This is a genomic window from Streptomyces galbus (genome assembly GCF_005280195.1).
Lineage (GTDB): Bacteria > Actinomycetota > Actinomycetes > Streptomycetales > Streptomycetaceae > Streptomyces > Streptomyces galbus.
In genome coordinates this window covers 119,771-144,956 of the sequence record NZ_SZPR01000009.1, presented here as the reverse complement: position 1 = coordinate 144,956, position 25,186 = coordinate 119,771, and the positions used below count along the sequence as shown (strand labels likewise).

The following is a 25,186-nucleotide window of genomic DNA, read 5'->3' as shown; positions in this document are numbered from 1 at the left end:
ACCCTGTGGGAGAGTAGGACACCGCCGAACAATTCTTCAAAGGGTGGAACTCTGAACTTCGGTTCGGAGTTCCACCCTTTTTTGTTGCCCGTCATCCGGAGTTCACACACCGCCCCGAGCATCGACGCATGGGTACTGCTGCGCTGCTCAGAGCTGCGGGTGTCGGGCTCGGTCACGAGGTCATCGTGCCGGCGTTCGGGAACGTGGACGTCACCGAGGCGGTGATCAGGACGGGTGCGCTGCCGGTGTTCGCCGACATCGACCCCGCCACCTACTGCCTCGACCCGCTCGCCGTCGAGGCGGCCGTCTCCCCGCGGACCGCGGCCGTCGTCGTCGTGCACCGCTTCGGGCGGCCGGCGGAGCTCGGGCGGATGCATGAACTCGGGGCACGGCACGGGCTGTTGGTACTGGAGCGGGGCGAGTCCGAGGCGCCGCGGGACGAGATCGCGCAGCGGCGGGAGCGGGCCGCGTTCCTCGACGCGCGGTTGCGCGGGGTGCGGACGCCCGACGGGGGTGACGGGCACACCTACCAGCAGTACGTCGTGCGCGTGCCCGGGAACGGGCGGCCCGACCGGGACGCGTTCGCACGGGCCCTGCGGGCGAAGGGAGTTGACTGTCGGGTGCCGGTGAAGACTCCCGTGCACCGGCTGCCCGACCACCGGCGGTGCGTGTCCTTGCCGGAGACCGAACGGGCCGCCGACGAAACGCTGTCCCTGCCGATAGGTGCCCTTTTGACGAGGCGTGACATGCAGCGGATCGTCACGGCGTGCAATGCCCTGGGCGGACTGCTCCAGCCGGCGTTCTGAGCGGGTTGGGAACTGGGACTCATTCGGGGTATGATCTATTCCGTTGCCGCGAGGGAAACCTCGAAAAGTGACCGGCCCCTATAGCTCAGTCGGCAGAGCGTCTCCATGGTAAGGAGAAGGTCAACGGTTCGATTCCGTTTGGGGGCTCAGAAAAAAAGACCCCGCCCTTTCGGGCGGGGTCTTTTGCGTTCCCTCACGCCACGCGCATCGCCAGGATCGCCATGTCGTCGGACGGGGCGTCCGAGGCGAAGCGTTCCACGGCGCGCATGATGCGGGCTGCGACCGCCCCGGCGGTCAGGCCCGTGCAGGTCGTCAGGACGTCGGCGAGGCCGTCGTCGCCGAGCATGCGGGTGCCCTCACGGCGTTCGGTGACGCCGTCGGTGACACAGAGCAGGACGTCGCCCGGGTCCAGGGTGACCGTCTCCTCGTACAGCTCCAGGTCCTCCATCACGCCGAGCAGGGGCTGGGGTTCGGCGGCCGGCTCGACCGTGCCGTCCTGGCGCAGGCGCAGCGGCAGAGGGTGGCCGGCGCAGACCACCTTCAGCTCCGCGCTGCCGTCCTCCTGCGGGCGCATCTCGCCGTAGAGGAGGGTGAGGAAGCGGCTGCGGGCGCCCTCGTCGAGGATCGCGGAGTTCAGGCGCTCCAGGACGGCCGGGCCGCTCAGGCCCTCGCGTGCCAGCAGGCGCAGGGCGTGCCGGGCGAGGCCGGTGACGGCGGCGGCGTTGGGGCCGGTGCCGCAGACGTCGCCGATGGCGAAGCCGTACGCGCCGTCGCTGATGGGGAAGAGGTCGTAGAAGTCGCCGCCGACCTCGTTGCCCTCGCCGGCCGCACGGTAGATGACCTCGACCTCGACGCCGTCGACCTCGGGGAGTTCCGGGGGGAGGAGGCTGCGCTGGAGGGCCTGGCTGATGGCCGTGCGCTCGGAGTAGAGGCGGGCGTTGTCGAGGGCGAGGGCGGCGCGGCGGGACAGGTCCTCGGCCAGTTCCAGGATCTCCTGGCGGAAGTGCTCGTCGGTGGGCTTGCCGAGGGTGAGCATGCCGATGACGCGGTTGCGGGCGACCAGCGGGAGGACGACCGTCTCGCCGCCCACCGCGGAGGCGGTGGCGAGGGTCGGGCCGATGCCGGAGGCGGGCTGGTGGGCGGGGCCGCCGCTCAGGCCGAGGCTCCGCATGGAGCTGCGCAGGGCGGCGTCGTGCGCGGCCTCGCCGGGGGCCGCCCAGACGCGGGCGCCGGGGGTGGGCACCGGGTCGGGCGGGGAGATCTTGGAGAGCAGCGACTTGATGCCGTCGATCAGTTCCTCGTCCTCGTGCAGGACGTACGACAGGTCCGGCTCGGACGCCTGGTCGGCGATCGTGTAGACGGCGCACCAGGTGGCGAGCGTGGGGACGGTCATCTGGGCCATCAGGGCCAGCGTCTGGTCGCGGTCCAGGGTGCCGGCCAGCAGGTCGGACGCCTCGACGAGGAAGCTGAGGGAGCCGCGGCGCAGGCGCTCCAGTTCGCCGAGGCGGGCGGACTCGACCGCGAGGGCGATGCGGTCGGCGGCGAACTGCAGGCGCAGCGCCTCCTCGTTGGAGTAGCGGCCGGGGGCCTCGGCGGCGACGCCGAGGGAGCCGGTGAGGCGGCCCTCCACCTTGAGCGGGACGGTGACGACGGAGCGCATGCCGGTGCCGTTGAGCAGGGGGACGGCGCCGGGGACGGCGAGGAGGTCCTCGTGGACGGCGGGCATGCGGGCGGAGCCGTAGCGGCCGGGGCCGGCCTCGACGGGCACGCGCGCGAAGCGCTGGCGGGCGGAGGGCAGGCCGGTGGAGGCGCGGACCTCGAGCTCGGTCTCGTCGTCGGTGGCCAGCAGGAGGAAGGCGGAGTCGCCGTCGAGCATGTCGCGGGCGCGCTCCACGGTGCGCTGGAGGAGACCGTCGAGGTCGTCCGGGGCGGGGGAGCCGATGAACACCTCGAACGGGTCGGTGTTCTGGTCCCCCTGGGGCGAGGGGTCGGAGGACGGCACGCGGGAGGGGCTCTGCAGGACGGCCCGCTCGTGGTCGCGGACCAGGAGGCAGACCGTGGAGGGCTCGCCGTCGGTGTCACGTACGCGCAGGTGGGAGGCGTAGACCGGGGTGACGCGGCCGTCGGCGCCGCGGATGCCGTAGCTGCCCTCCCAGCGGGAGAGCTGGAGCGCCTCGGCGATGCCGGTGCCGGTGCCTGGCGTGTGGGGCCAGGCGGCGAGGTCGGTGAGGGGCTTGCCGACGACCTGGTCGGCGGGGTAGCCGAAGAGTTCCTCGGCGTCCTCGTTCCACGCGGAGATGGCGCCCGTGCGGTCGATCTGGACGACGGCGACGCGGACCCGGGCGTCGGCGAGCGGCAGCAGGTGGGCGGGGAGGGCGGGGCCGGCCGCGCGGGTGCCGACGGGGCGCTCGGGCAGGTCGAGCTGGAACCAGACGGTCTTGTGGGTGGGCGTGTAGTCCACGCCCCAGTGACCGGCGAGCGCCGCGCAGAGCTGGAGGCCGCGGCCGCCCTCGCGGTCGGGGCTGCCCATGGTGACGGGGGAGCCCTGGAGGGGGACCTCGCGCTCCGGGTAGCGGTCGGACACCTCGATGCGTACGCCGTCGTCGCTGCGCAGGCACAGCAGGTCGGCGTGGGTCCCGGCGTGCACGACGGCGTTGGTGACCAGCTCGCTGGTGAGGACCACGGCGTCGTCGACGATGTCGGCGAAGCCCCAGCCCTGGAGGGTGTCGCGGACGAAGGATCGGGCGGTCGCGACCGAGCGCCCGACGGGCTCGAAGCTGGCAGCCGCACGCGCGGTGATCACAGAACTCCTCGGCCGGTCGTCGACGTGCAGGGCTACCCCCTCGTCCGGACGGCTGCGCGGGTACGGCAGCCCGTCCGTCGGACGGGGTTCCGGGGGCTGTCCCCCCGGGATCAGTCCGGTGGTCATGTGTGCGGCCGCCCCTCCGATGCCCGCTCGTACTCGTGCCACCGCCCAGGCCGGTAGGACCGGCGCGGCTGGACAGCCGCATGCAAGGTTACTTACCTTCCCCGCCCGTGCGGATGCCGGTCGCCGGTGTTTCCGTCCTTGGTGGTTCGGTCCCGGGGCTGTGCGGACGATGTGCGAAGCTGCCGAACTGTTATGGCCTGGTTCGGTGAGGGTGAAACACTGGGCAAGCTTGTTGCGAAGGTCCGGGCGGGGCGAGTGTCCTCGTCCCGGGCGGGCAGCAGCCTCGGAGCCGGTCCGGTTTCCGGGGCAGTACGCGGCGGTAACGGTGACGGCGAGCAGCAGCACCCGAGCACAGCAGTAACGGTCGATCCCTGCGGGAGGGACAAGTGGAGTCTGGCGCAGCGACGCGGGGCACTGAGACGCGCGCGAAAGGCGGACCGTCCCTGAGCAAGCGAGCAGCACGCGGCGGCACCACGACGGTGGACACGGCCGCCCTGCACCGGCTGCTGGCCGCCTTGGGGTCGATGCGGGACGGGAACTTCCGCAAGCGGCTGACGGTGTCCGGCGACGGGGTCATGTCGGAGATCGCGGCGGTCTTCAACGAGGTCGCCGACCGCAACCTGCACCTCACGGGCGAGCTCGCGCGCGTACGGCGCGTGGTCGGGCGGGAGGGCAAGCTCACCGAGCGGCTGGAGACGGGGGCCTGCGAGGGCTCCTGGGCGGCCGCCATCGACCACTCCAACGCGCTGGTCGACGACCTCGTGCGGCCGGTGTCCGAGGTGGGGCGGGTGCTGTCGGCGGTGGCCGAGGGCGACCTGTCGCCGCGGATGGAGCTGCGGGCGCACACGCCGGAGGGGCCCGGGCATCCGCTGCGCGGGGAGTTCCTGAAGGTCGGCCGGACCGTGAACAACCTCGTCGACCAGTTGTCGACGTTCACCGACGAGGTCACCCGGGTGGCCAGCGAGGTGGGCACCGAGGGCAAGCTGGGCGGGCAGGCGCAGGTGCGCGGCATGTCCGGCTCGTGGAAGGACCTGACGGAGTCCGTCAACACGATGGCGGACCGGCTGACGGCCCAGGTGCGGGACATCGCGCTGGTGACGACGGCGGTCGCCAAGGGCGATCTGTCACGGAAGGTGACCGTCCACGTCGCCGGCGAGATGCTGGAGCTGAAGGAGACCGTCAACACGATGGTCGACCGGCTCTCGGCGTTCTCGTCGGAGGTGACCCGCGTCGCCCGTGAGGTGGGCACCGACGGCATCCTCGGCGGCCAGGCGAAGGTGACCGGCGTCGACGGGGTGTGGAAGGAACTCACCGACTCGGTGAACACCATGGCCGGGAACCTGACGGCCCAGGTGCGCGGGATCGCGGAGGTGACCACCGCGGTCGCCAACGGTGACCTGTCGCGGAAGGTGACGGTCCCCGCGCGCGGGGAGGTGGCGCAGCTCGCCGACACGATCAACCAGATGACCGAGACGCTGCGGATCTTCGCGGACGAGGTCACCCGCGTGGCCAACGAGGTCGGCTCGGAGGGGCGGCTCGGCGGCCAGGCGAACGTGCCGGGCGCGGCGGGGACCTGGAAGGACCTGACGGACTCCGTGAACACGGTGTTCCGGAACCTGACCACCCAGGTGCGGGACATCGCGGCGGTGACGACGGCGGTGGCCAACGGCGACCTGTCGCAGAAGGTCACCGTGGACGTGGCCGGCGAGATGCTGGAGCTGAAGAACACCGTCAACGGGATGGTGGACCAGCTCTCGGCCTTCGGCGCCGAGGTCACGCGCGTGGCGCGCGAGATCGGCGTGGAGGGCGAGCTGGGCGGCCAGGCGCAGGTGTCGGGCGCGGCGGGGACGTGGAAGGACCTGACGGACTCCGTCAACACGGCGTTCCGCAACCTCACCGGGCAGGTGCGCAACATCGCCCAGGTGACGACGGCGGTGGCCAACGGTGACCTGTCGCAGAAGGTCACCGTGGACGTGTCCGGCGAGATGCTCCAGCTGAAGAACACCGTGAACACGATGGTGGACCAGCTGTCGAGCTTCGCGGACCAGGTCACGCGGATGGCGCGGGACGTGGGCACGGAGGGCCGACTGGGCGGTCAGGCGCGGGTGGACGGCGTCTCGGGCACCTGGAAGGAGCTCACCGACTCCGTCAACTTCATGGCCGGCAACCTCACCTCGCAGGTGCGGCAGATCGCGCAGGTGACGACGGCGGTCGCGCGCGGTGACCTGTCGCAGAAGATCGACGTGGACGCCCGGGGCGAGATCCTGGAGCTGAAGAACACCATCAACACGATGGTCGACCAGCTCTCGGCGTTCGCCGACCAGGTGACCCGCGTCGCGCGCGAGGTGGGCACCGACGGGCGTCTCGGCGGTCAGGCGCAGGTGCCGGGCGTGGCCGGTGTGTGGCGGGACCTCACCGACTCCGTGAACGGCATGGCGGGCAACCTCACGGCGCAGGTCCGCAACATCGCGCAGGTCGCGACGGCGGTGGCGCGGGGTGACCTGTCGCAGAAGATCACCGTGGACGCGCGCGGGGAGATCCTGGAGCTGAAGAACACCCTGAACACGATGGTGGACCAGCTGTCGTCGTTCGCCCAGGAGGTCACGCGCGTGGCCCGTGAGGTGGGCACCGAGGGCATCCTCGGCGGGCAGGCCGAGGTGCAGGGTGTCTCCGGCACCTGGAAGGACCTCACGCAGTCGGTGAACTTCATGGCGAACAACCTGACCATCCAGGTGCGCAACATCGCCGAGGTCACGACCGCCGTCGCCAAGGGCGACCTGTCCAAGAAGATCACGGTCGACGCCAAGGGCGAGATCCTCGAGCTCGTCACCACCGTGAACACGATGGTCGACCAGCTCTCGTCGTTCGCCGAGCAGGTGACCCGGGTGGCCCGTGAGGTGGGCACCGAGGGCATCCTGGGCGGCCAGGCGACGGTGCCGGGTGTCACCGGCATCTGGAAGGACCTCAGCGACAACGTCAACCTGATGGCCAAGAACCTGACCATGCAGGTGCGCAACATCTCGCAGGTCGCGGCGGCCGTCGCCAACGGCGACCTGACGCGGCAGGTGACCATCGAGGCGCGCGGTGAGGTCGCGCAGCTCGCCGACACCTTCAACACGATGGTGAAGACGCTCAGTTCGTTCGCCGAGCAGGTCACCAAGGTGGCCCGCGAGGTGGGCACGGACGGCATCCTGGGCGGCCAGGCGCACGTGCCGGGCGTGGCCGGCACCTGGAAGGACCTCACCGAGTCGGTGAACCAGATGGCGTCCAACCTGACCGGTCAGGTGCGCAACATCGCCATGGTCACCACCGCGATCGCCAAGGGCGACCTGACGAAGAAGATCGACATCGACGCCCGGGGCGAGATCCTGGAGCTGAAGACGACGATCAACACGATGGTGGACCAGCTCTCGTCGTTCGCCGAGGAGGTCACCCGGGTGGCCCGTGAGGTGGGCACCGAGGGTCAGCTGGGCGGCCAGGCACGCGTGCGGGACGTGGACGGCACCTGGCGCGACCTGACCGAGTCCGTGAACGAGATGGCCGGGAACCTCACCCGGCAGGTGCGCGCCATCGCGCGCGTGGCGACCGCGGTGACCCGCGGCGACCTGAACCTGAAGATCGACGTGGACGCGTCCGGGGAGATCCAGGAACTCCAGGACTACATCAACAAGATGATCGCCAACCTGCGCGACACCACGATCGCCAACAAGGAGCAGGACTGGCTCAAGGGCAACCTCGCGCGCGTGTCCGCCCTGATGCAGGGCCGGCGCGACCTGGAGGACGTGGCCTCGCTGATCATGAGCGAGCTGCCGCCGCTGGTCGCCGCGCAGCACGGGGCGTTCTTCCTGGCGATGCCGCTGGTGGAGGAGGTCACCGACCAGGAGGACCACTACGAGCTGCGGATGCTGGGGTCCTACGGCTACTCGATGGGTTCCATGCCGACGTCGTTCCGGCCCGGTGAGGCGCTGGTCGGGACGGCCGCCCAGGAGAAGCGCACGATCCTGGTGGAGAACGCGCCCAGCGGCTACCTGAAGATCTCCTCGGGGCTCGGCGAGGCCCCGCCGGCCCAGGTGATCGTGCTGCCGGTGCTGTTCGAGGGCACCGTGCTCGGGGTGATCGAGCTCGCGTCGTTCACGCCGTTCACGCAGATCCAGAAGGACTTCCTCAACCAGCTCGCCGAGATGATCGCGACCAGCGTCAACACCATCTCGGTCAACACCAAGACCGAGCAGCTGCTGAAGCAGTCGCAGGAGCTGACCGAGCAACTGCGCGAGCGGTCGGCGGAGTTGGAGCAGCGGCAGAAGGCGCTCCAGGCGTCCAACGCCGAGCTGGAGGAGAAGGCCGAGCTGCTGGCCCAGCAGAACCGGGACATCGAGGTGAAGAACACCGAGATCGAGGAGGCGCGGCAGGTCCTGGAGGAGCGCGCCGAGCAGCTCGCGGTGTCGATGCGCTACAAGAGCGAGTTCCTGGCCAACATGTCGCACGAGCTGCGTACGCCGCTGAACTCGCTGCTGATCCTGGCCAAGCTGCTCGCCGACAACGCGGAGGGCAACCTCTCGCCGAAGCAGGTGGAGTTCGCCGAGACCATCCACGGCGCAGGGTCCGACCTGCTGCAGCTCATCAACGACATCCTGGACCTGTCGAAGGTCGAGGCGGGCAAGATGGACGTCTCGCCGACGCGTATCGCGCTCGTGCAGCTCGTGGACTACGTGGAGGCCACCTTCCGGCCGCTGACCGCGGAGAAGGGCCTGGACCTGTCGGTGCGGGTGTCGCCGGAGCTGCCCGCCACCCTGCACACGGACGAGCAGCGGCTGCTGCAGGTGCTGCGCAACCTGCTGTCGAACGCGGTGAAGTTCACCGACTCCGGGTCGGTGGAGCTGGTGATCCGGCCGGCCGGCCCGGACGTGCCGCAGTCGATCCGGGAGCAGTTGCTGGAGGCCGGGTCGCTGGCCGATCCGGAGGCGCCGATGATCGCGTTCTCGGTGACCGACACCGGCATCGGCATCGCGGCCAGCAAGATGCGGGTGATCTTCGAGGCGTTCAAGCAGGCCGACGGCACCACCAGCCGCAAGTACGGCGGCACGGGTCTCGGGCTGTCCATCTCGCGGGAGATCGCGCAGCTGCTCGGCGGTGAGATCCACGCGCAGAGCGAGCCGGGCCGGGGGTCGACGTTCACGTTGTACCTGCCGTTGCACCCGAGCGAGCTGCCGCCGCAGGGCTACCAGCAGAACCTGCCGGCCCTGGAGGCCGGTGACCTGGTGGCGGCCTCGGAGCGGGCGGCCAGGGAGCTGTCGGAGCTGTCCGACGCGGAGATCGAGACACCGGCCGAGGTGAAGTCGTACCAGGACACGCAGAACGGTCCCGCGGCCCTCTTCCGGCGCCGCCGGCGCAACGGCGTGTCCCTCGGCGAGCAGACCGACCAGTGGTCGGGCGGCGGCCAGGAGGCGCCGGGCCAGGCGCGGACGGGCATCCGGTTCGGCGGGGAGAAGGTCCTGATCGTCGACGACGACATCCGCAACGTGTTCGCGCTGACCAGCGTCCTGGAGCAGCACGGCCTGTCGGTGCTGTACGCCGAGAACGGCCGTGAGGGGATCGAGGTCCTGGAGCAGCACGACGACGTGGCGGTGGTGCTGATGGACATCATGATGCCGGAGATGGACGGGTACGCGACGACCACGGCGATCCGGCGGATGCCGCAGTTCTCCGGCCTGCCGATCATCGCGCTGACCGCGAAGGCGATGAAGGGCGACCGGGAGAAGGCGATCGAGTCGGGCGCCTCGGACTACGTGACCAAGCCGGTGGACCCGGACCACCTGCTGACGGTCATGCAGGACTGGATGCGGGAGCGCTGACGCGCCACGGCGCGGTGTCCGGGTGCCGCGCCGCAGCGCACGTCTCGGCCGCGGGAACTTCCCGCGGCCGCCGGAAGTTGTTCGGGTTTGGTGGCGGGCCGCGTGTGGAACCGGGCGATCCGGGGAACTTTCAGGTCTCCTGCCGCGTTCCTGCTCCGTGCACAGTGACATCACGGTGACAGGGTGTGGCGACGGTCGGGGTGCGGCTACCATGACCGGCACAAGGAAGGGCGGCGCAAAGGAGTCGTCCCCAGGGGCGGCGCCCGGTGCACTGCCGGGGCGAGGAGGGCGGGCCATGGTGCAGAAGGCCAAGATCCTCCTGGTCGATGACCGGCCGGAGAATCTGCTGGCGCTGGAGGCGATCCTCTCGGCGCTCGATCAGACGCTGGTGCGGGCATCGTCCGGGGAAGAGGCGCTCAAGGCGCTGCTGACGGACGACTTCGCGGTCATCCTGCTGGACGTCCAGATGCCGGGCATGGACGGATTCGAGACGGCCGCGCACATCAAGCGGCGGGAGCGCACCAGAGACATCCCGATCATCTTCCTCACGGCGATCAACCACGGGCCCCACCACACCTTCCGCGGCTACGCGGCGGGGGCGGTGGACTACATCTCGAAGCCGTTCGACCCGTGGGTGCTGCGCGCGAAGGTCTCGGTGTTCGTCGAGCTGTACATGAAGAACTGCCAGCTCCGGGAGCAGGCGGCGCTGCTGCGGCTGCAGTTGGAGGGCGGCGGCAAGGCTGTCGGCGGGGCCAAGGAGTCGGCCGGGCTGCTGGCCGAGCTGTCCGCGCGGCTCGCCGCGGTCGAGGAGCAGGCCGAGGCGCTGTCCAAGCAGCTCGACGACGACTCGGCGGACGCGGCGGCGGTGGCCACCGCGGCGCACCTGGAGCGCAAACTGACCGGACTGCGGCGGGCGCTGGACGCCCTGGAGCCGGGCGCCGGGAGCGGTACGACATCGGTGTCGTCGCAGACCTGACCACGGAACCGGCCCGGGGGGAGCGCGGAGTTGGCTGTGAGGACGCGTCAGTTCCGCGCCCCCGCAGGGGCGACACGAACGGGTGAAGCAGTGGGCACACGTGTCCGCTGTCGTCTCCCCCGGTAACCTCACACCCATGGCCTCACGTCCCTCCGCAGCCAAGAAGCAGCCCGCCAGGAAGGCGGTCGCTCCGGCGAAGGCTCCGGCGAAGAGGGCCGCTGCGAAGAAGGTCCCGGCGAAGAAGGCACCCGCCAGGAAAGCCGCGGCCAGGAAACCCGTGCCCAAGCCCGCCCCGAGCCCCACCGGGGGCCTGTACCGCGTTGTGCGCGCCGTCTGGCTGGGCCTGGCGCACGCCGTGGGCGCCGTGTTCCGCGGCATAGGGACCGGCGCCCGGAACCTCGACCCGGCCCACCGCAAGGACGGCGTCGCCCTGCTCCTGCTGGGCATCGCCCTGATCGTCGCCGCCGGCACCTGGGCCGACCTGAGGGGGCCCGTCGGCGACCTGGTCGAGATCCTGGTGACCGGCGCCTTCGGCCGGCTCGACCTGCTGGTGCCCATCCTGTTCGGCGTCGTCGCCGTACGGCTGATCCGGCACCCGGAGCAGCCCGAGGCCAACGGGCGGATCGTGATCGGTCTGTCCGCGCTGCTCATCGGCGTGCTCGGGCAGGTGCACATCGCGTGCGGCTCGCCCGCCCGCAGCGAGGGCATGCAGGCGATAAGGGACGCCGGCGGCCTCATCGGCTGGGCGGCCGCGACCCCGCTGACGTTCACCATGACGGAGGTCCTCGCCGTCCCGCTGCTGGTGCTGCTGACGGTCTTCGGCCTGCTCGTCGTCACGGCCACCCCGGTCAACGCGATCCCGCAGCGGCTGCGCCAGCTCGGCGTGAGCCTCGGCGTGCTGCGCGACCCCGAGGAGGACCTGCTCGACGAGGCGTACGCCGACGACGACGAGCGCTACGACGAGCAGTGGCGCGAGGCGCTGCCCGCGCGCCCCCGCAGGCGCTCGAGCGCCCCCCAGGCGTACGACCCGGAGGTCGCCGAGGAGGAGGCGCTGTCCCGGCGCCGCGGGCGCCCCCGGCGCTCCGCCGTGCCGCAGCCCGACATGCAGCGCGGCATGGACGCCGTGGACGTCGCCGCGGCGGCCGCGGCCGCCCTCGACGGCGCCGTCCTGCACGGCATGCCGCCCTCGCCGGTCGTCGCCGACCTCACCCAGGGCGTCAGCGTCGGCGACCGGGAGCCGACCACCCCGACGCCCGTCCCGGCCGCGGTGCCCACACCGACGCCGGTGCCGGCCGCCCGGCCCCGGCAGGAGCGGAGCACGCCCGAGAAGGCGCAGTCCGGGGCGGTCCCCGACCTCACCAAGTCGCCGCCCGAGCAGCCCCGCGAGCTGCCGCCGCGCGCCGAGCAGCTCCAGCTGGCCGGGGACATCACCTACGCCCTGCCCTCGCTCGACCTCCTCACCCGGGGCGGGCCCGGCAAGGCGCGCAGCGCGGCCAACGACGCCATAGTCGCCGCGCTCACCAACGTCTTCACCGAGTTCAAGGTCGACGCCGCCGTCACCGGCTTCACGCGCGGACCGACGGTCACCCGCTACGAGGTGGAGCTCGGCCCGGCCGTGAAGGTCGAGCGGATCACCGCGCTCGCGAAGAACATCGCGTACGCCGTCGCCAGCCCGGACGTGCGGATCATCAGCCCGATCCCCGGCAAGTCCGCGGTGGGCATCGAGATCCCCAACACCGACCGGGAGATGGTCAACCTCGGCGACGTGCTGCGCCTCGCGGAGTCCGCGGAGGACGACGACCCGATGCTGGTCGCGTTCGGCAAGGACGTCGAAGGCGGCTACGTCATGCACTCGCTGGCGAAGATGCCGCACATGCTGGTCGCCGGCGCCACCGGCTCCGGCAAGTCGTCCTGCATCAACTGCCTGATCACCTCGGTCATGATGCGGGCGACCCCCGAGGACGTGCGGATGATCCTGGTCGACCCCAAGCGCGTCGAGCTCACCGCCTACGAGGGCATCCCGCACCTGATCACGCCGATCATCACCAACCCCAAGCGGGCCGCCGAGGCCCTGCAGTGGGTCGTCCGCGAGATGGACCTGCGCTACGACGACCTGGCGGCGTACGGCTACCGGCACATCGACGACTTCAACAAGGCCGTGCGCGAGGGCAAGGTCAAGCCGCCCGAGGGCAGCGAGCGGGAGCTCCAGCCGTACCCGTACCTGCTGGTGATCGTCGACGAGCTGGCCGACCTGATGATGGTCGCGCCGCGTGACGTCGAGGACGCCATCGTGCGCATCACGCAGCTCGCGCGCGCCGCAGGCATCCACCTGGTGCTCGCCACCCAGCGGCCCTCGGTGGACGTCGTCACCGGTCTGATCAAGGCGAACGTGCCCTCCCGGCTCGCCTTCGCCACCTCCTCGCTCGCCGACAGCCGCGTCATCCTGGACCAGCCGGGCGCCGAGAAGCTGATCGGCAAGGGCGACGGGCTGTTCCTGCCGATGGGCGCGAACAAGCCGACCCGTATGCAGGGCGCCTTCGTCACCGAGGCCGAGGTCGCGGCCGTCGTCCAGCACTGCAAGGACCAGATGGCGCCCGTCTTCCGGGACGACGTCACCGTGGGCACCAAGCAGAAGAAGGAGATCGACGAGGACATCGGCGACGACCTCGACCTGCTGTGCCAGGCGGCCGAGCTGGTCGTCTCCACCCAGTTCGGGTCGACCTCCATGCTCCAGCGCAAGCTGCGCGTGGGCTTCGCCAAGGCGGGCCGGCTCATGGACCTCATGGAGTCGCGGAACATCGTGGGACCGAGCGAGGGTTCGAAGGCGCGTGACGTCCTCGTCAAACCCGATGAGCTCGATGGCGTACTCGCGGTGATCCGGGGCGAGTCGGAAGGGTAGAGGTATCCGTGAGGCGGGCGGGCGTCCGTGACGCATACGTTAGGAAAGCGCGGGCAACCGTTTCCCCTTGGCGTACGTCAAGTTGAGCGAGTGGTCAGGTTCGGGTCCCAGGCTGGGGTCCGGACCCGTCCCGTCATCGGTCTGTCCGGCCATTCCGATGGCGTACAAAGTCCTACCGCCCGGTTGCCCCACCCTTTCGCACCCCCCCTAGACTGAACCTCCAGCACAGGTGGCTACACGCTCGAAAGGCGCCCCCGTGTCCATCGGCAACTCCCCTGAAGACGAGCGTCCGTTCGAAGACGCGTCCGAGGAAGCCCGCCCCTCCATCGGCCGCGCCCTGCGCCAGGCGCGCATCGCGCGCGGGCTGACCGTCGACGACGTCAGTACCGCCACCCGGGTCCGCATCGCCATCATCCACGCCATCGAGGCCGACGACTTCACCCCGTGCGGCGGCGACGTGTACGCGCGCGGCCACATCAGGACCCTGGCCAGGGCCGTCCGCCTCGACCCCGCCCCGCTGATCGAGCAGTTCGAAGCCACCCACGGGGGACGCCCCGCGCCCACCCCCGCCGCACCCCTGTTCGAGGCGGAGCGCATCCGTCCCGAGCGGCGCGGACCGAACTGGACGGCGGCCATGGTCGCCGCGATCGTTGCCGTGATCGGCTTCGTCGGCTTCACCGCCGTCAAGGGCGACGGCGGCGGCACCAAGGAACAGGTCGCCGACGGCACCACGCCCGAGGCGAGCACGAGCGCGTCCGCCGTCCCGAAGAACGACAAGCCCGTCGACATCACCCCCGCGCCCTCCGACAGCGCCATCGCCGCCGCACCCCAGGACAAGGTGACCGTCCAGGTCACCGCGGCGGACGGGCGCAGCTGGATCTCCGCGAAGGACCACAACGGCCGCCTGCTGTTCGACGGCCTGCTCAAGCAGGGCGAGTCCAAGACCTTCCAGGACAGCCAGAAGGTCAACCTGATCCTCGGCGACGCCGGCGCGATCCAGCTCTACGTGAACGGCAAGAAGATCGACGACGACTTCCGGCCCGGGGCCGTGGAGCGCCTGACGTACACCAAGGGCGATCCGCAGGTCGGCTGAGCGGGTCCGGCGCGCACGACGGGGGCGGCGGAGATCGCCAACCCCGTCGACGTTCCGCGCCGGTGGGACAAAGTACTCTTGAGCCCATGCCTGAACGCCGTACCGTCGCACTGGTCACCCTTGGCTGCGCCCGTAACGAGGTGGACTCGGAGGAGCTCGCAGGCCGTTTGGAGGCGGACGGCTGGCAGCTCGTGGAGGACGCCTCGGACGCCGACGTCGCCGTGGTGAACACCTGCGGCTTCGTGGAGGCCGCCAAGAAGGACTCCGTCGACGCCCTCCTGGAGGCCAACGACCTCAAGGGGCACGGCAGGACCCAGGCCGTGGTGGCCGTGGGCTGCATGGCCGAGCGGTACGGCAAGGACCTCGCCGAGGCCCTGCCCGAGGCCGACGGCGTGCTCGGCTTCGACGACTACGCCGACATCTCCGACCGCCTGCAGACCATCCTCAACGGCGGCATCCACGCCGCGCACACCCCGCGCGACCGGCGCAAGCTGCTGCCGATCAGCCCCGCCGAGCGTCAGGAGTCGGCCACCTCCGTGGCACTGCCGGGCCACGGCCCGAGCGACCTCCCCGAGGGCGTCGCCCCCGCCTCCGGCCCCCGCGCGCCCCTGCGCCGCCGCCTCGACGGCTCCCCGGTCGCCTCGGTCAAGCTCGCCTCCGGCTGCGACCGGCGCTGCTCCTTCTGCGCCATCCCGTCCTTCCGCGGCTCCTTCATCTCGCGCCGCCCGAGCGACGTGCTCAACGAGACGCGGTGGCTGGCCGAGCAGGGCGTCAAGGAGATCATGCTGGTCTCCGAGAACAACACCTCCTACGGCAAGGACCTGGGCGACATCCGCCTGCTGGAGTCCCTGCTGCCGGAGCTGGCCGAGACCGACGGCATCGAGCGCGTGCGGGTCAGCTACCTCCAGCCGGCCGAGATGCGCCCGGGCCTCATCGACGTCCTCACCTCGACGCCGAAGGTCGCCCCCTACTTCGACCTGTCCTTCCAGCACTCCGCGCCGGACGTGCTGCGCGCGATGCGCCGCTTCGGCGACACCGACCGGTTCCTGGAGCTGCTCGACACCATCCGGAGCAAGGCGCCCGAGGCCGGCGTGCGCTCCAACTTCATCGTCGGTTTCCCCGGCGAGTCCGAGGCCGACCTGGCCGAACTGGAGCGGTTCCTCCAGCACGCGCGACTGGACGCCATCGGCGTCTTCGGCTACTCCGACGAGGAGGGCACGGAGGCCGCGACGTACGACGGCAAGCTCGACGAGGACGTCGTCGCCGAGCGGCTGGCCCGCGTCTCCCGGCTCGCCGAGCAGCTCGTCTCCCAGCGCGCCGAGGAGCGGCTGGGCGAGACGCTGCACGTCCTCGTCGAGTCGGTCGACCCCGACGAGGGCGTGTACGGCCGCGCGGCCCACCAGGCGCCGGAGACCGACGGCCAGGTGCTGCTCACGAGCGGCGAGGGCCTGGCGGTGGGTCGTATGGTCGAGGCGAAGGTGGTCGGTACGGAAGGTGTCGACCTGGTGGCCGAGCCCCTTGCGGGTTCGTCCGGGTGTGCCGAGGAGGCGGGCAGATGACGGGTGTCCCGGCGTCGGCCGCGGGCGGTTCCCCGGCCGGGGCTTCGCACCGGGCCGAGGGCCAGGGGCTGAGCGCGGTGGAGGGCCAGGGGCCGGACACCGCAGCGTCGGCCGCCGGTCCGGAACGGGAGCCCGCCGAGGCCACGGGCCGGCCGGGACCGGCCGGCCAGGCCGCGGACCAGGAGCTGGACGCCGCCGACCTCGCGGGCCGGGCACTGGGCGCGGACGAGGGCCTGGGCGCGGTCGACGCGGCCGCGGCCGGCGGCGACGACGGAGCCGCCGACGACCGGGACGCGGGACGGCCCGCGCGGGGCGGCAAGCTGGCGGCCGCCGCCGTCAACCAGGCGAGCGTCTGGAACGTCGCCAACCTGCTGACCATGCTCCGGCTCATCCTCGTGCCGGGCTTCGTCGCGCTGATGCTGGCCGACGGCGGGTACGACCCGGCGTGGCGCTCGTTCGCCTGGGCGGCCTTCGCCGTCGCCATGATCACCGACCTGTTCGACGGGCACCTGGCGCGGACCTACGACCTCGTCACCGACTTCGGGAAGATCGCCGACCCCATCGCCGACAAGGCGATCATGGGGGCGGCGCTGATCTGCCTCTCCGCGCTGGGCGACCTGCCGTGGTGGGTGACGGTGGTCATCCTCGGCCGGGAACTCGGCGTGACCCTGCTGCGTTTCTGGGTCATCCGGTACGGCGTGATCCCGGCCAGCCGGGGCGGCAAGCTCAAGACCCTCACCCAGGGCGTGGCCGTCGGGATGTACGTCCTGGCGCTGACCGGGTGGCTGGCGTCCCTGAGGTTCTGGGTGATGGCCGCGGCGGTCGTCCTGACCGTGGCGACCGGACTGGACTATGTGAAACAGGCCATCGTGCTGCGCCGGCGGGGAATGGCCGAGCGCAGGGCCGGGTTGGAGGAGAGGCAAGCGTGAGTTCCCCGGCCACCGACGTGGTGCGACTACTGACCGTGAGCGGTCAGAGCCTCGCCGTGGCCGAATCCCTGACCGGGGGACTGGTGGCCGCGGAGATCACCTCGGTCCCCGGTGCGTCGAAGGCATTCCGGGGGTCGGTGACGGCGTACGCCACCGAGCTCAAGCACGCGGTGCTCGGCGTGGACGCCGACCTGCTCGCCGCCCGAGGCGCGGTGGACCCGCAGGTCGCACAGCAGATGGCGGCCGGAGTGCGCGCCGCGCTCGGTGCCGACTGGGGCATCGCGACCACCGGGGTCGCCGGCCCCGAACCGCAGGACGGACAGCCGGTGGGGACGGTCTTCGTCGCGGTGTGCGGGCCTCGCGCCGGTTCCGCCCGCGGCGGAAAAGTGGAGGCCCTGCGGTTGAACGGCGACCGCGCGGAAATTCGTAGAGAGAGTGTACGGAGCGTACTCGGCCTGCTCCTGAAGGAGCTGGCGGACGAACACAGTGGGAATGAGCGGGCACAGGATACGGAACGGAACGGGGGGTTTTGATGTTTGCAGCCCTGAGTGAACACGACATCGCTCCCCGCACGGCCGCGGCGCAAGGCGGTACGGTGGGGCGTGAAGGATGCGGCTACGCGGTCCGAGGAGGGAGCCACCGATGATTCTGCTCCGTCGCCTGCTGGGTGACGTGCTGCGTCGGCAGCGCCAGCGCCAGGGCCGTACTCTGCGCGAAGTCTCCTCGTCCGCCCGAGTCTCACTCGGCTATCTCTCCGAGGTGGAGCGGGGGCAGAAGGAGGCTTCCTCCGAACTGCTCTCCGCCATCTGCGACGCGCTGGACGTACGGATGTCCGAGCTCATGCGGGAAGTGAGCGACGAACTCGCCCTCGCCGAGCTGGCCCAGTCCGCTGCGGCCACCCCCAGTGAACCTGTGCCCACGCCGGTGCGTCCGATGCTGGGCTCCGTGTCGGTGACCGGTGTGCCACCGGAACGGGTGACCATCAAGGCGCCCGCCGAGGCAGTCGACGTGGTCGCCGCCTGACGCTCGCCCCTGAGCGGCACACCAGGCACACGACCAGCACACGACAGTTGCACGTCAGGCGTACGAAGCCCCGGCCGGGGTTTCTCCGGGCAGACCCCGGGCGAGACCGGCCGGGGCTTTCTCGTTCCCGTGGTGTCCGGTATGCGTCCGTTTGCCGCTCCGGGGCCGGGACGTCATCGTGGAGGGGCCAGCGGGGGAGTGCGCGGTATCCGAGCCGGGAGATGTCCATGTCCGTCGTGAAGAGCCCGTTGCCCGAGGGCGACCTGAAGACCGTGTCCGAAGCACTGCAGGGCGCACTGGTCGACCTGGTCGATCTGGGCCTCGTCGCCAAGCAGGTCCACTGGAACGTCGTGGGCCCCCGGTTCCGCTCCGTCCACCTCCAGCTCGACGAGGTCGTGGACAGCGCGCGCACCCACTCCGACACGGTCGCCGAGCGGGCCTCGGCGCTCGGGGTGTCGCCCGACGGCCGGGCCGCGACCGTGGCCTCCGGCAGCGGGATCGCCGCCGTGGCGCCGGGCTGGGTCAAGGACACGGACGCGGTGGGGGCCCTGGTGGCGGCGCTGGGCTCGGTGATCACCCGGATGAGGGAACGCGTGACGACGACGGCCGAGGCGGACCCGGTCAGCCAGGACATCTTCATCACGATCACGGCGGACCTGGAGAAGCACCACTGGATGTTCCAGGCGGAGAACAGCTGACACGGCGGTTGCCGTGGACCGTGCTGGAGGCGTCCGGGCGCGGTGCTGCCGGGGCTCCCTGCCGGGCCGTGCGGGCTTGCTCCGGCGTCCGGCCGGGCGGGAGGAAGGTGCGGGCCATGGCAGGGCGAAGCGTGCGCTGGGGGGCCGCCCTGGGCTTCGGGGCGGTGTGGTGGTGGGCCGTGCTGCGCCTGGCCCTGGCGCCCGGCGCCGGGCCCGTGGAGGGCGCCGTGGCGGCCGGCGGGTGGGGGCTGAGCCTGCTGCCGGTGCACTGCGTGCCGAAGGGCCGGGCGGCAGGCGCGCTGGCGGCGGGGCGGTGGCGCGAGGCGTGGGGGTGGGGTGCGGAGCGGGATCGGGGTGTCGTGGGGGACGGGGCCGAACCGTCATGAACGGTCATCGCCCGGAGCGAGCGGGCGGTGCGGCCGGGGCGCCGTTCCGAAGCCTCGGACGGTTGTCACCCCCGGGCGCCGGGGCGGGAACTCGTCGACTTCGGGGTGGGGATCGTGGCGGGACGGGTGGGTGCCGGGCCGGTCTGGCAGGTCGGGCACCAGTACGTCGGGCGGTCGCGGGAGCCGTCGCCCTGGTCGGCGAGCCGGATGGGGGTGCCGCAGCGCAGGCAGGGCCGGCGGGCCCGGCCGTAGACGAAGACCTCTGGGCCCCGGCGGCCCGTGGTGTTGCGGATCGGGCGGTCCCGGTTGACCTCCAGGAGCCGCTGGGCGAGCGCGGGCAGCTTGGCCGCGCGGTCGGCCGGGAGCGCGCCGACGGGGAGCCAGGGGGTGGCGCCCAGCAGGAAGCACAGCTCGCACTTGTAGACATTGCCGATGCCGGCCAGGTTGCGCTGGTCGAGCAGGGCCTCGCCGAGGGCGCGATCGGGGTCGGCGAGCAGGTTCGCCAGCGCCTGCTCGGGGTTCCAGTCCGAGCCGAGGAGGTCGGGACCGAGATGTCCGACCACCTGGTCCTCGTCGGCGGTGTGCAGCAGCTCCAGCACCGGGAGGCGGTAGCCGACGGCGGTGCGGTCGGCGGTGCCGAGGATCGCGCGGATCTGGTACCCGGGACCGCCGCTCCAGCGCTGGTCGGGGGTGTAGACCTTCCAGGCGCCGTCCATCCTGAGGTGGGAGTGGAGCGTCAGTCCGCCGTCGACGCGGGTGAGGAGGTGTTTGCCGCGCGGGGTGACGTCGAGGACCGCGCGGCCGGTGAGGTCGGTCAGGGCGTACTTGGGGACGCGCAGGTCGGAGCGGGTCAGCACCTTGCCCGCGAGGGCGGTGTGCAGCCGTCGCGCGGCCTGCCAGACCGTGTCACCTTCGGGCATGGGTCAAGGGTGGCACGAGCGGGGCGATCGAAACCTGCCCGGTACGGGGCAGGGCGCCCAGGGCGTCAGGCACGCAGGCGCAGCCCTCTGGGGGTCGCGATGAAGCCCGCCGTCTCCAGCAGGGTCCCGAGGGGGGAGGTCAGGGCCGAGGCGCCGTTGACGCGCTCCACGGTGACCGTGCCCAGGGCACCCGCGCGGGCCGCCGTGGCGAGGGCTTCCGCCGCGATCTGCAGTCTGGGGTCGTCACCGGGGGCGGTGTCACCGTCCGCCGTGGCGGGCCAGGCCAGCAGGGTCTTGCCGCCGCGCTCCATGTAGAGCGTCAGTTCGCCGTCGACCAGCACCACCAGGGAACCGGCCTTGCGGCCCGGTTTGTGCCCCGCTCCCGTCGGGGGCTCCGGCCAGCCCAGGGCGGCGCCGTACGCGTTCGCCGGGTCGGCGGCGGCCAGGACGACCGCGCGCGAGGCGGAAGGGTCACGGCGGCCGCCCCGGTGCGCGAAGCGCTGGCCGTACGCGCCCTGGCCGTAGGGGTTCTGGCCGTCTCGGCCGCGGGAGGCGGCGGCGTACGGGTTCGGCGAGCCGCCGCGCGGGCCGCCGGCGCCCGGGTCGGACAGGTCGCGCGGGGAGATCCACTCGCTGGGGGTGGCCGCGAAGTCCGGGAAGTCCGCGTCCGGGGCGTCGGCGAAGTCGGGGAGCGAGGCGTACGGGGCGGGCGCGTCGAAGCCGGTGGCTCCCGTGGGCGCCCCGCCGTCGGGGCCCACCGTGCCGAAGACCGTCGGGTCCACGCGGCCGTCTCCGCGGTCGCGCGCGTTGGCCACCGCGCGCAGGCGGTCCACCGCGCCGTCCATCGCGAACTGGGCGGCGCCGAGCCCCTCGACGACGTAGCCGCGGCGGGCCTGGCCGCTGTCCTCGAAGGCGGACAGGACGCGGTACGTCGCCGAGAAGCCGCCTTCGACGCCCTCGGCGGAGACCGCGCCCCGGGTCACCACGCCGTGCCGGTCGAGCAGCGAACGGGCCAGGGCGTGGGCGCGGACCGTGGGGTCGCTCTCGTGGGCCGGCAGCAGTGACCAGCGGCCCGCGACCGTCGGGGGGCCGCCCCGGGAGGCGGAGCGGGCGGCGGCCGTCAGCGAGCCGTAGCGGCCGCGCGGGACCGCGCGCTTGGCGCGGTGGGCCGTGGACCCCGCGGTGCGGCCGGAGCCCAGCAGGGAGCGCATCGGCGCGAGGGTGTCGTTGGTGAGGCGGCCCGACCAGGCCAGGTCCCACAGGGCGTCGGCGAGGTGGGGGTCGGTGGCGTCCGGGTGCGTGGTGGCGCGGACCTGGTCGGCGATCTGGCGGAAGAACAGGCCGTAGCCGCCGGAGAGGGCGTCGAGCACCGACTGGTGCAGGGCGGTCAGCTCCAGTGGGTGCGGCGCGGGCAGGAGCAGCGGGGCGGCGTCCGCCAGGTACAGGGAGACCCAGCCGTCCTTGCCGGGCAGGGAGCCCGCGCCCGCCCACACGACCTCGCCCGCGGCGGTGAGTTCGTCGAGCATCGCGGGGGCGTAGTCGGTCACGCGGGAGGGCAGGACGAGTTTCTCCAGGGCGGACGCCGGGACCGACGCGCCCTGCAACTGCTCGATGGCGCGCACCAGTCCGTCGACGCCGCGCAGCGTGTGCCCCGTGCCGATGTGCTGCCACTGGGGGAGGAACTGGGCGAGCGCGGCGGGCGGTACCGGCTCCAGTTCGTGCCGCAGCGCGGCCAGGGAGCGGCGGCGCAGCCGGCGCAGGACGGTCGCGTCGCACCACTCCTGGCCGATCCCCGCCGGGTGGAACTCGCCCTGGACGACCCGGCCGCTCGCCGCGAGCCGCTGGAGGGCGCCCTCCGTCACCGCCACGCCGAGGCCGAAGCGGGCGGCCGCCTGCGCCGAGGTGAACGGGCCGTGCGTGCGGGCGAAGCGCGCGAGGAGGTCGCCCAGCGGGTCCTTCACCGGCTCGGTGAACGCCTCGGGGACGCCGACGGGCAGGGCGGTGCCCAGGGCGTCGCGCAGGCGGCCCGCGTCCTCGATCGCGGCCCAGTGGTCGGCGCCGGCGACGCGGACCTTGATGGCGCGGCGGGCGGCGGCCAGCTCGGGCGCCCACGGCGGCTCGGCGCCGCGCTCGGCCAGCTCCGCGTCGGTGAGCGGGCCGAGGAGGCGCAGCAGGTCGGCGACGCCCTCGGCGTCCTTGATGCGACGGTCCTCGGTGAGCCACTGCAGCTCCTGCTCCAGCTCGGCCAGCACCTCGGCGTCGAGCAGCTCGCGCAGCTCCGCCTGGCCGAGCAGTTCGGCGAGCAGCCGGGAGTCCAGCGACAGGGCGGCGGCGCGGCGCTCGGCGAGCGGGGAGTCGCCCTCGTACAGGAACTGGGCGACGTAGCCGAAGAGCAGGGAGCGGGCGAAGGGCGACGGCTCGGGCGTGGTGACCTCGACCAGGCGGACCTTGCGGGACTCCAGGTCGCCCATCAGCTCCACGAGCCCGGGGACGTCGAACACGTCCTGCAGGCACTCGCGGACGGCCTCCAGGACGATGGGGAACGAGCCGAACTCGCTCGCCACCTCCAGCAGTTGCGCGGCCCGCTGGCGCTGCTGCCACAGCGGGGTGCGCCGGCCGGGGTTGCGGCGCGGCAGCAGCAGCGCGCGGGCGGCGCACTCACGGAAGCGGGAGGCGAACAGGGCCGAGCCGCCGACCTGGTCGGTGACGACCTGGTCGACCTCGCCCTTGTCGAAGACGACGTCCGCGGCGCCGACCGGGGCCTGGTCGGCGTCGTACTCCGTGCCGGCCGTCCTGGGCTCCTGGTCGAGCAGGTCCAGGCCCATCAGGTCGGCGTCGGGCAGGCGCAGCACGATGCCGTCGTCGGCGTGCATGACCTGGGCGTCCATGCCGTATCGCTCGGCGAGGCGCGCGTTCAGGGCGAGAGCCCAGGGGGCGTGGACCTGGGCGCCGAAGGGGGAGTGCACGACGACGCGCCAGTCGCCCAGTTCGTCGCGGAAGCGCTCCACCACGATGGTCCGGTCGTCGGGGACGTGGCCGCAGGCCTCGCGCTGTTCGTCGAGGTAGGTCAGCACGTTGTCCGCGGCCCACGCGTCCAGGCCCGCGGTGAGCAGGCGCAGCCGCGCGTCCTCCTTGGACAGCGAGCCCACCTCGCGCAGGAACGCGCCCACGGCGCGGCCCAGTTCCAGCGGGCGGCCGAGCTGGTCGCCCTTCCAGAAGGGCAGCCGTCCCGGCACGCCGGGCGCGGGGGAGACCAGCACCCGGTCGCGGGTGATGTCCTCGATGCGCCAGGAGCTGGTGCCGAGCGTGAACACGTCGCCCACGCGCGACTCGTAGACCATCTCCTCGTCCAGCTCACCGACCCGGCCGCCGCCCTTCTTCGGGTCGGAGCCCGCGAGGAAGACGCCGAACAGACCGCGGTCGGGGATCGTGCCGCCCGAGGTGACGGCGAGGCGCTGCGCGCCGGGGCGGCCGGTCACGGTGCCGGTGACCCGGTCCCACACCACGCGCGGGCGCAGCTCGGCGAACGCGTCCGACGGGTAGCGGCCGGCGAGCATGTCGAGGGTCGCGGTGAACGCCGACTCCGGCAGCGAGGCGAACGGCGCGGCCCGGCGGACCATCGCCAGCAGGTCGTCCACCTGCCAGGTGTCCATCGAGGTCATCGCGACCAGCTGCTGGGCCAGGACGTCCAGCGGATTGGCGGGGACGCGCAGGGACTCGATCGCACCCTGGCGCATCCGCTCGGTGACGACGGCCGCCTGGACCAGGTCGCCCCGGTACTTCGGGAAGACCACGCCCGTGGAGACCGCGCCCACCTGGTGGCCGGCGCGGCCCACGCGCTGCAGGCCGGAGGCGACCGACGGCGGGGACTCGACCTGCACGACGAGGTCGACGGCGCCCATGTCGATGCCCAGTTCCAGGCTGGACGTGGCGACCACGGCGGGCAGACGGCCCGCCTTCAGGTCCTCCTCCACCAGGGCCCGCTGCTCCTTGGAGACCGACCCGTGGTGGGCGCGCGCGATGACCGGCGGGGCGCCCTGGGCGGCGCCCGAGCCGCCCATCAGCTCGGCCGGGGCGTGGTGCTCGTCCAGGGGCTCGCCGGTGGCGCGCTCGTAGGCGATCTCGTTCAGCCGGTTGCACAGCCGTTCCGCCAGGCGCCGCGAGTTCGCGAAGACGATCGTGGAGCGGTGGGACTGGACCAGGTCGGTGATCCGCTCCTCGACGTGCGGCCAGATCGAGGGGCGCTCGGCGCCCTCCGAGCCGTCGGCCACCGGGGAGCCGCCCAGCTCGGCGAGGTCCTCCACGGGCACGACGACCGACAGGTCGAACTCCTTGCCGGACTCCGGCTGGACGATCTCCACCTTGCGGCGCGGCGAGAGGTACCGGGCGACCTCGTCGACCGGGCGGACCGTCGCCGACAGGCCGATGCGGCGGGCCGGCTTCGGCAACAGCTCGTCCAGCCGCTCCAGGGACAGCGCCAGGTGCGCCCCGCGCTTGGTGCCCGCGACCGCGTGCACCTCGTCCAGGATGACCGTCTCCACGCCGGTCAGCGCGTCGCGCGTGGCCGACGTCAGCATCAGGAACAGCGACTCCGGCGTGGTGATCAGGATGTCCGGCGGGCGCGTGGACAGCGCGCGGCGCTCGGCGGGCGGGGTGTCACCGGAGCGGATGCCCACCTTCACCTCGGGCTCGGGCAGGCCCAGGCGCACCGACTCCTGGCGGATGCCGGTCAGGGGGCTGCGGAGGTTGCGCTCCACGTCCACCGCGAGGGCCTTCAGCGGGGACACGTACAGCACGCGGCAGCGCTTCTTCGGGTCGGCCGGCGGGGGCGTGGAGGCGAGCTGGTCCAGCGCGGCGAGGAAGGCCGCCAGGGTCTTGCCGGAGCCGGTCGGGGCCACCACCAGCACGTCCGAGCCCTCACCGATGGCCCGCCACGCGCCCGCCTGGGCCGCGGTGGGCGCGGAGAACGCCCCCGTGAACCAGCCGCGGGTCGCGGGGGAGAAGCCGTCGAGGGCCCGGTGTGCGGAGCTGACCATGCGTCCATCCTGCACCCGGCCACTGACAATGGTCCTGAGCTGCGCGGACGGCGCGGCCCCGAGCGACGGTCGGCGGGACG

14 protein-coding genes and 1 tRNA gene are annotated in these 25,186 nt (G+C 72.4%); 12 read left to right on the top strand and 3 right to left on the bottom strand.

The annotated features are described in order from the left end of the window. The first annotated feature begins 143 nt into the window (after window positions 1–143). Window positions 144–806, top strand: a complete 663-nt coding sequence (locus E4U92_RS08260; RefSeq protein WP_168725068.1) for a DegT/DnrJ/EryC1/StrS family aminotransferase — start codon at window positions 144–146, stop codon at window positions 804–806. A 74-nt stretch (window positions 807–880) separates the two neighbouring features. Further along, window positions 881–953: transfer RNA gene (locus E4U92_RS08255), tRNA-Thr, on the top strand. 46 nt (window positions 954–999) lie between these two features. Here E4U92_RS08255 and E4U92_RS08250 read toward each other — a convergent pair. Further along, the gene (locus E4U92_RS08250; protein WP_137299637.1) at window positions 1,000–3,735 is read right to left on the bottom strand and encodes a SpoIIE family protein phosphatase; all 2,736 of its coding nucleotides are present in this window, start codon (window positions 3,733–3,735) and stop codon (window positions 1,000–1,002) included. A 386-nt stretch (window positions 3,736–4,121) separates the two neighbouring features. Here E4U92_RS08250 and E4U92_RS08240 point away from each other — a divergent pair, with 386 nt between their 5' ends. The 10 genes from E4U92_RS08240 (at window position 4,122) to E4U92_RS08195 (ending at window position 19,150) form a co-directional block, all read left to right on the top strand. Further along, a complete protein-coding gene (locus tag E4U92_RS08240; RefSeq protein WP_137299636.1) occupies window positions 4,122–9,587 on the top strand; it encodes a HAMP domain-containing protein in 5,466 nt (1,821 codons plus the stop codon). A gap of 295 nt (window positions 9,588–9,882) precedes the next feature. After that, window positions 9,883–10,563, top strand: coding sequence for a response regulator (locus tag E4U92_RS08235; protein WP_137299635.1), 681 nt, complete (start codon window positions 9,883–9,885; stop codon window positions 10,561–10,563). Between the two features lie 136 nt (window positions 10,564–10,699). Beyond that, window positions 10,700–13,462 (top strand): DNA translocase FtsK, encoded by a 2,763-nt coding sequence (locus tag E4U92_RS08230; RefSeq protein ID WP_174863753.1) that lies wholly within the window; start codon window positions 10,700–10,702, stop codon window positions 13,460–13,462. 256 nt (window positions 13,463–13,718) lie between these two features. After that, the gene (locus E4U92_RS08225; RefSeq protein WP_137299633.1) at window positions 13,719–14,555 is read left to right on the top strand and encodes a helix-turn-helix domain-containing protein; all 837 of its coding nucleotides are present in this window, start codon (window positions 13,719–13,721) and stop codon (window positions 14,553–14,555) included. A gap of 86 nt (window positions 14,556–14,641) precedes the next feature. Then, on the top strand, window positions 14,642–16,114 hold the full coding sequence (gene rimO / locus E4U92_RS08220; protein ID WP_137299632.1) for a 30S ribosomal protein S12 methylthiotransferase RimO: 1,473 nt from the start codon (window positions 14,642–14,644) through the stop codon (window positions 16,112–16,114). Further along, window positions 16,111–17,043: a CDP-diacylglycerol--glycerol-3-phosphate 3-phosphatidyltransferase gene (pgsA, locus tag E4U92_RS08215; RefSeq protein ID WP_137299631.1), complete on the top strand. Its 933-nt coding sequence runs from the start codon at window positions 16,111–16,113 to the stop codon at window positions 17,041–17,043. The genes rimO and pgsA overlap by 4 nt, the downstream gene beginning before the upstream one ends. After that, the gene (locus E4U92_RS08210) at window positions 17,040–17,576 is read left to right on the top strand and encodes a CinA family protein (protein ID WP_137299630.1); all 537 of its coding nucleotides are present in this window, start codon (window positions 17,040–17,042) and stop codon (window positions 17,574–17,576) included. Before pgsA ends, E4U92_RS08210 begins: the two co-directional genes overlap by 4 nt. Window positions 17,577–17,685: 109 nt before the next feature. Next, window positions 17,686–18,066, top strand: a complete 381-nt coding sequence (locus E4U92_RS08205; RefSeq protein WP_003993396.1) for a helix-turn-helix domain-containing protein — start codon at window positions 17,686–17,688, stop codon at window positions 18,064–18,066. A 227-nt stretch (window positions 18,067–18,293) separates the two neighbouring features. After that, window positions 18,294–18,764, top strand: coding sequence for a Dps family protein (locus E4U92_RS08200; RefSeq protein ID WP_137299629.1), 471 nt, complete (start codon window positions 18,294–18,296; stop codon window positions 18,762–18,764). Between the two features lie 116 nt (window positions 18,765–18,880). Beyond that, window positions 18,881–19,150, top strand: a complete 270-nt coding sequence (locus E4U92_RS08195) for a hypothetical protein (protein ID WP_137299628.1) — start codon at window positions 18,881–18,883, stop codon at window positions 19,148–19,150. Between the two features lie 65 nt (window positions 19,151–19,215). Here the strand turns inward: E4U92_RS08195 and E4U92_RS08190 are convergent, their stop codons facing one another. Continuing rightward, complete coding sequence (locus E4U92_RS08190) at window positions 19,216–20,070, bottom strand: Fpg/Nei family DNA glycosylase (RefSeq protein WP_137299627.1); 855 nt, start codon at window positions 20,068–20,070, stop codon at window positions 19,216–19,218. Between the two features lie 65 nt (window positions 20,071–20,135). Next, complete coding sequence (locus E4U92_RS08185; protein ID WP_137299626.1) at window positions 20,136–25,106, bottom strand: ATP-dependent helicase; 4,971 nt, start codon at window positions 25,104–25,106, stop codon at window positions 20,136–20,138. Window positions 25,107–25,186: the final 80 nt, after the last annotated feature.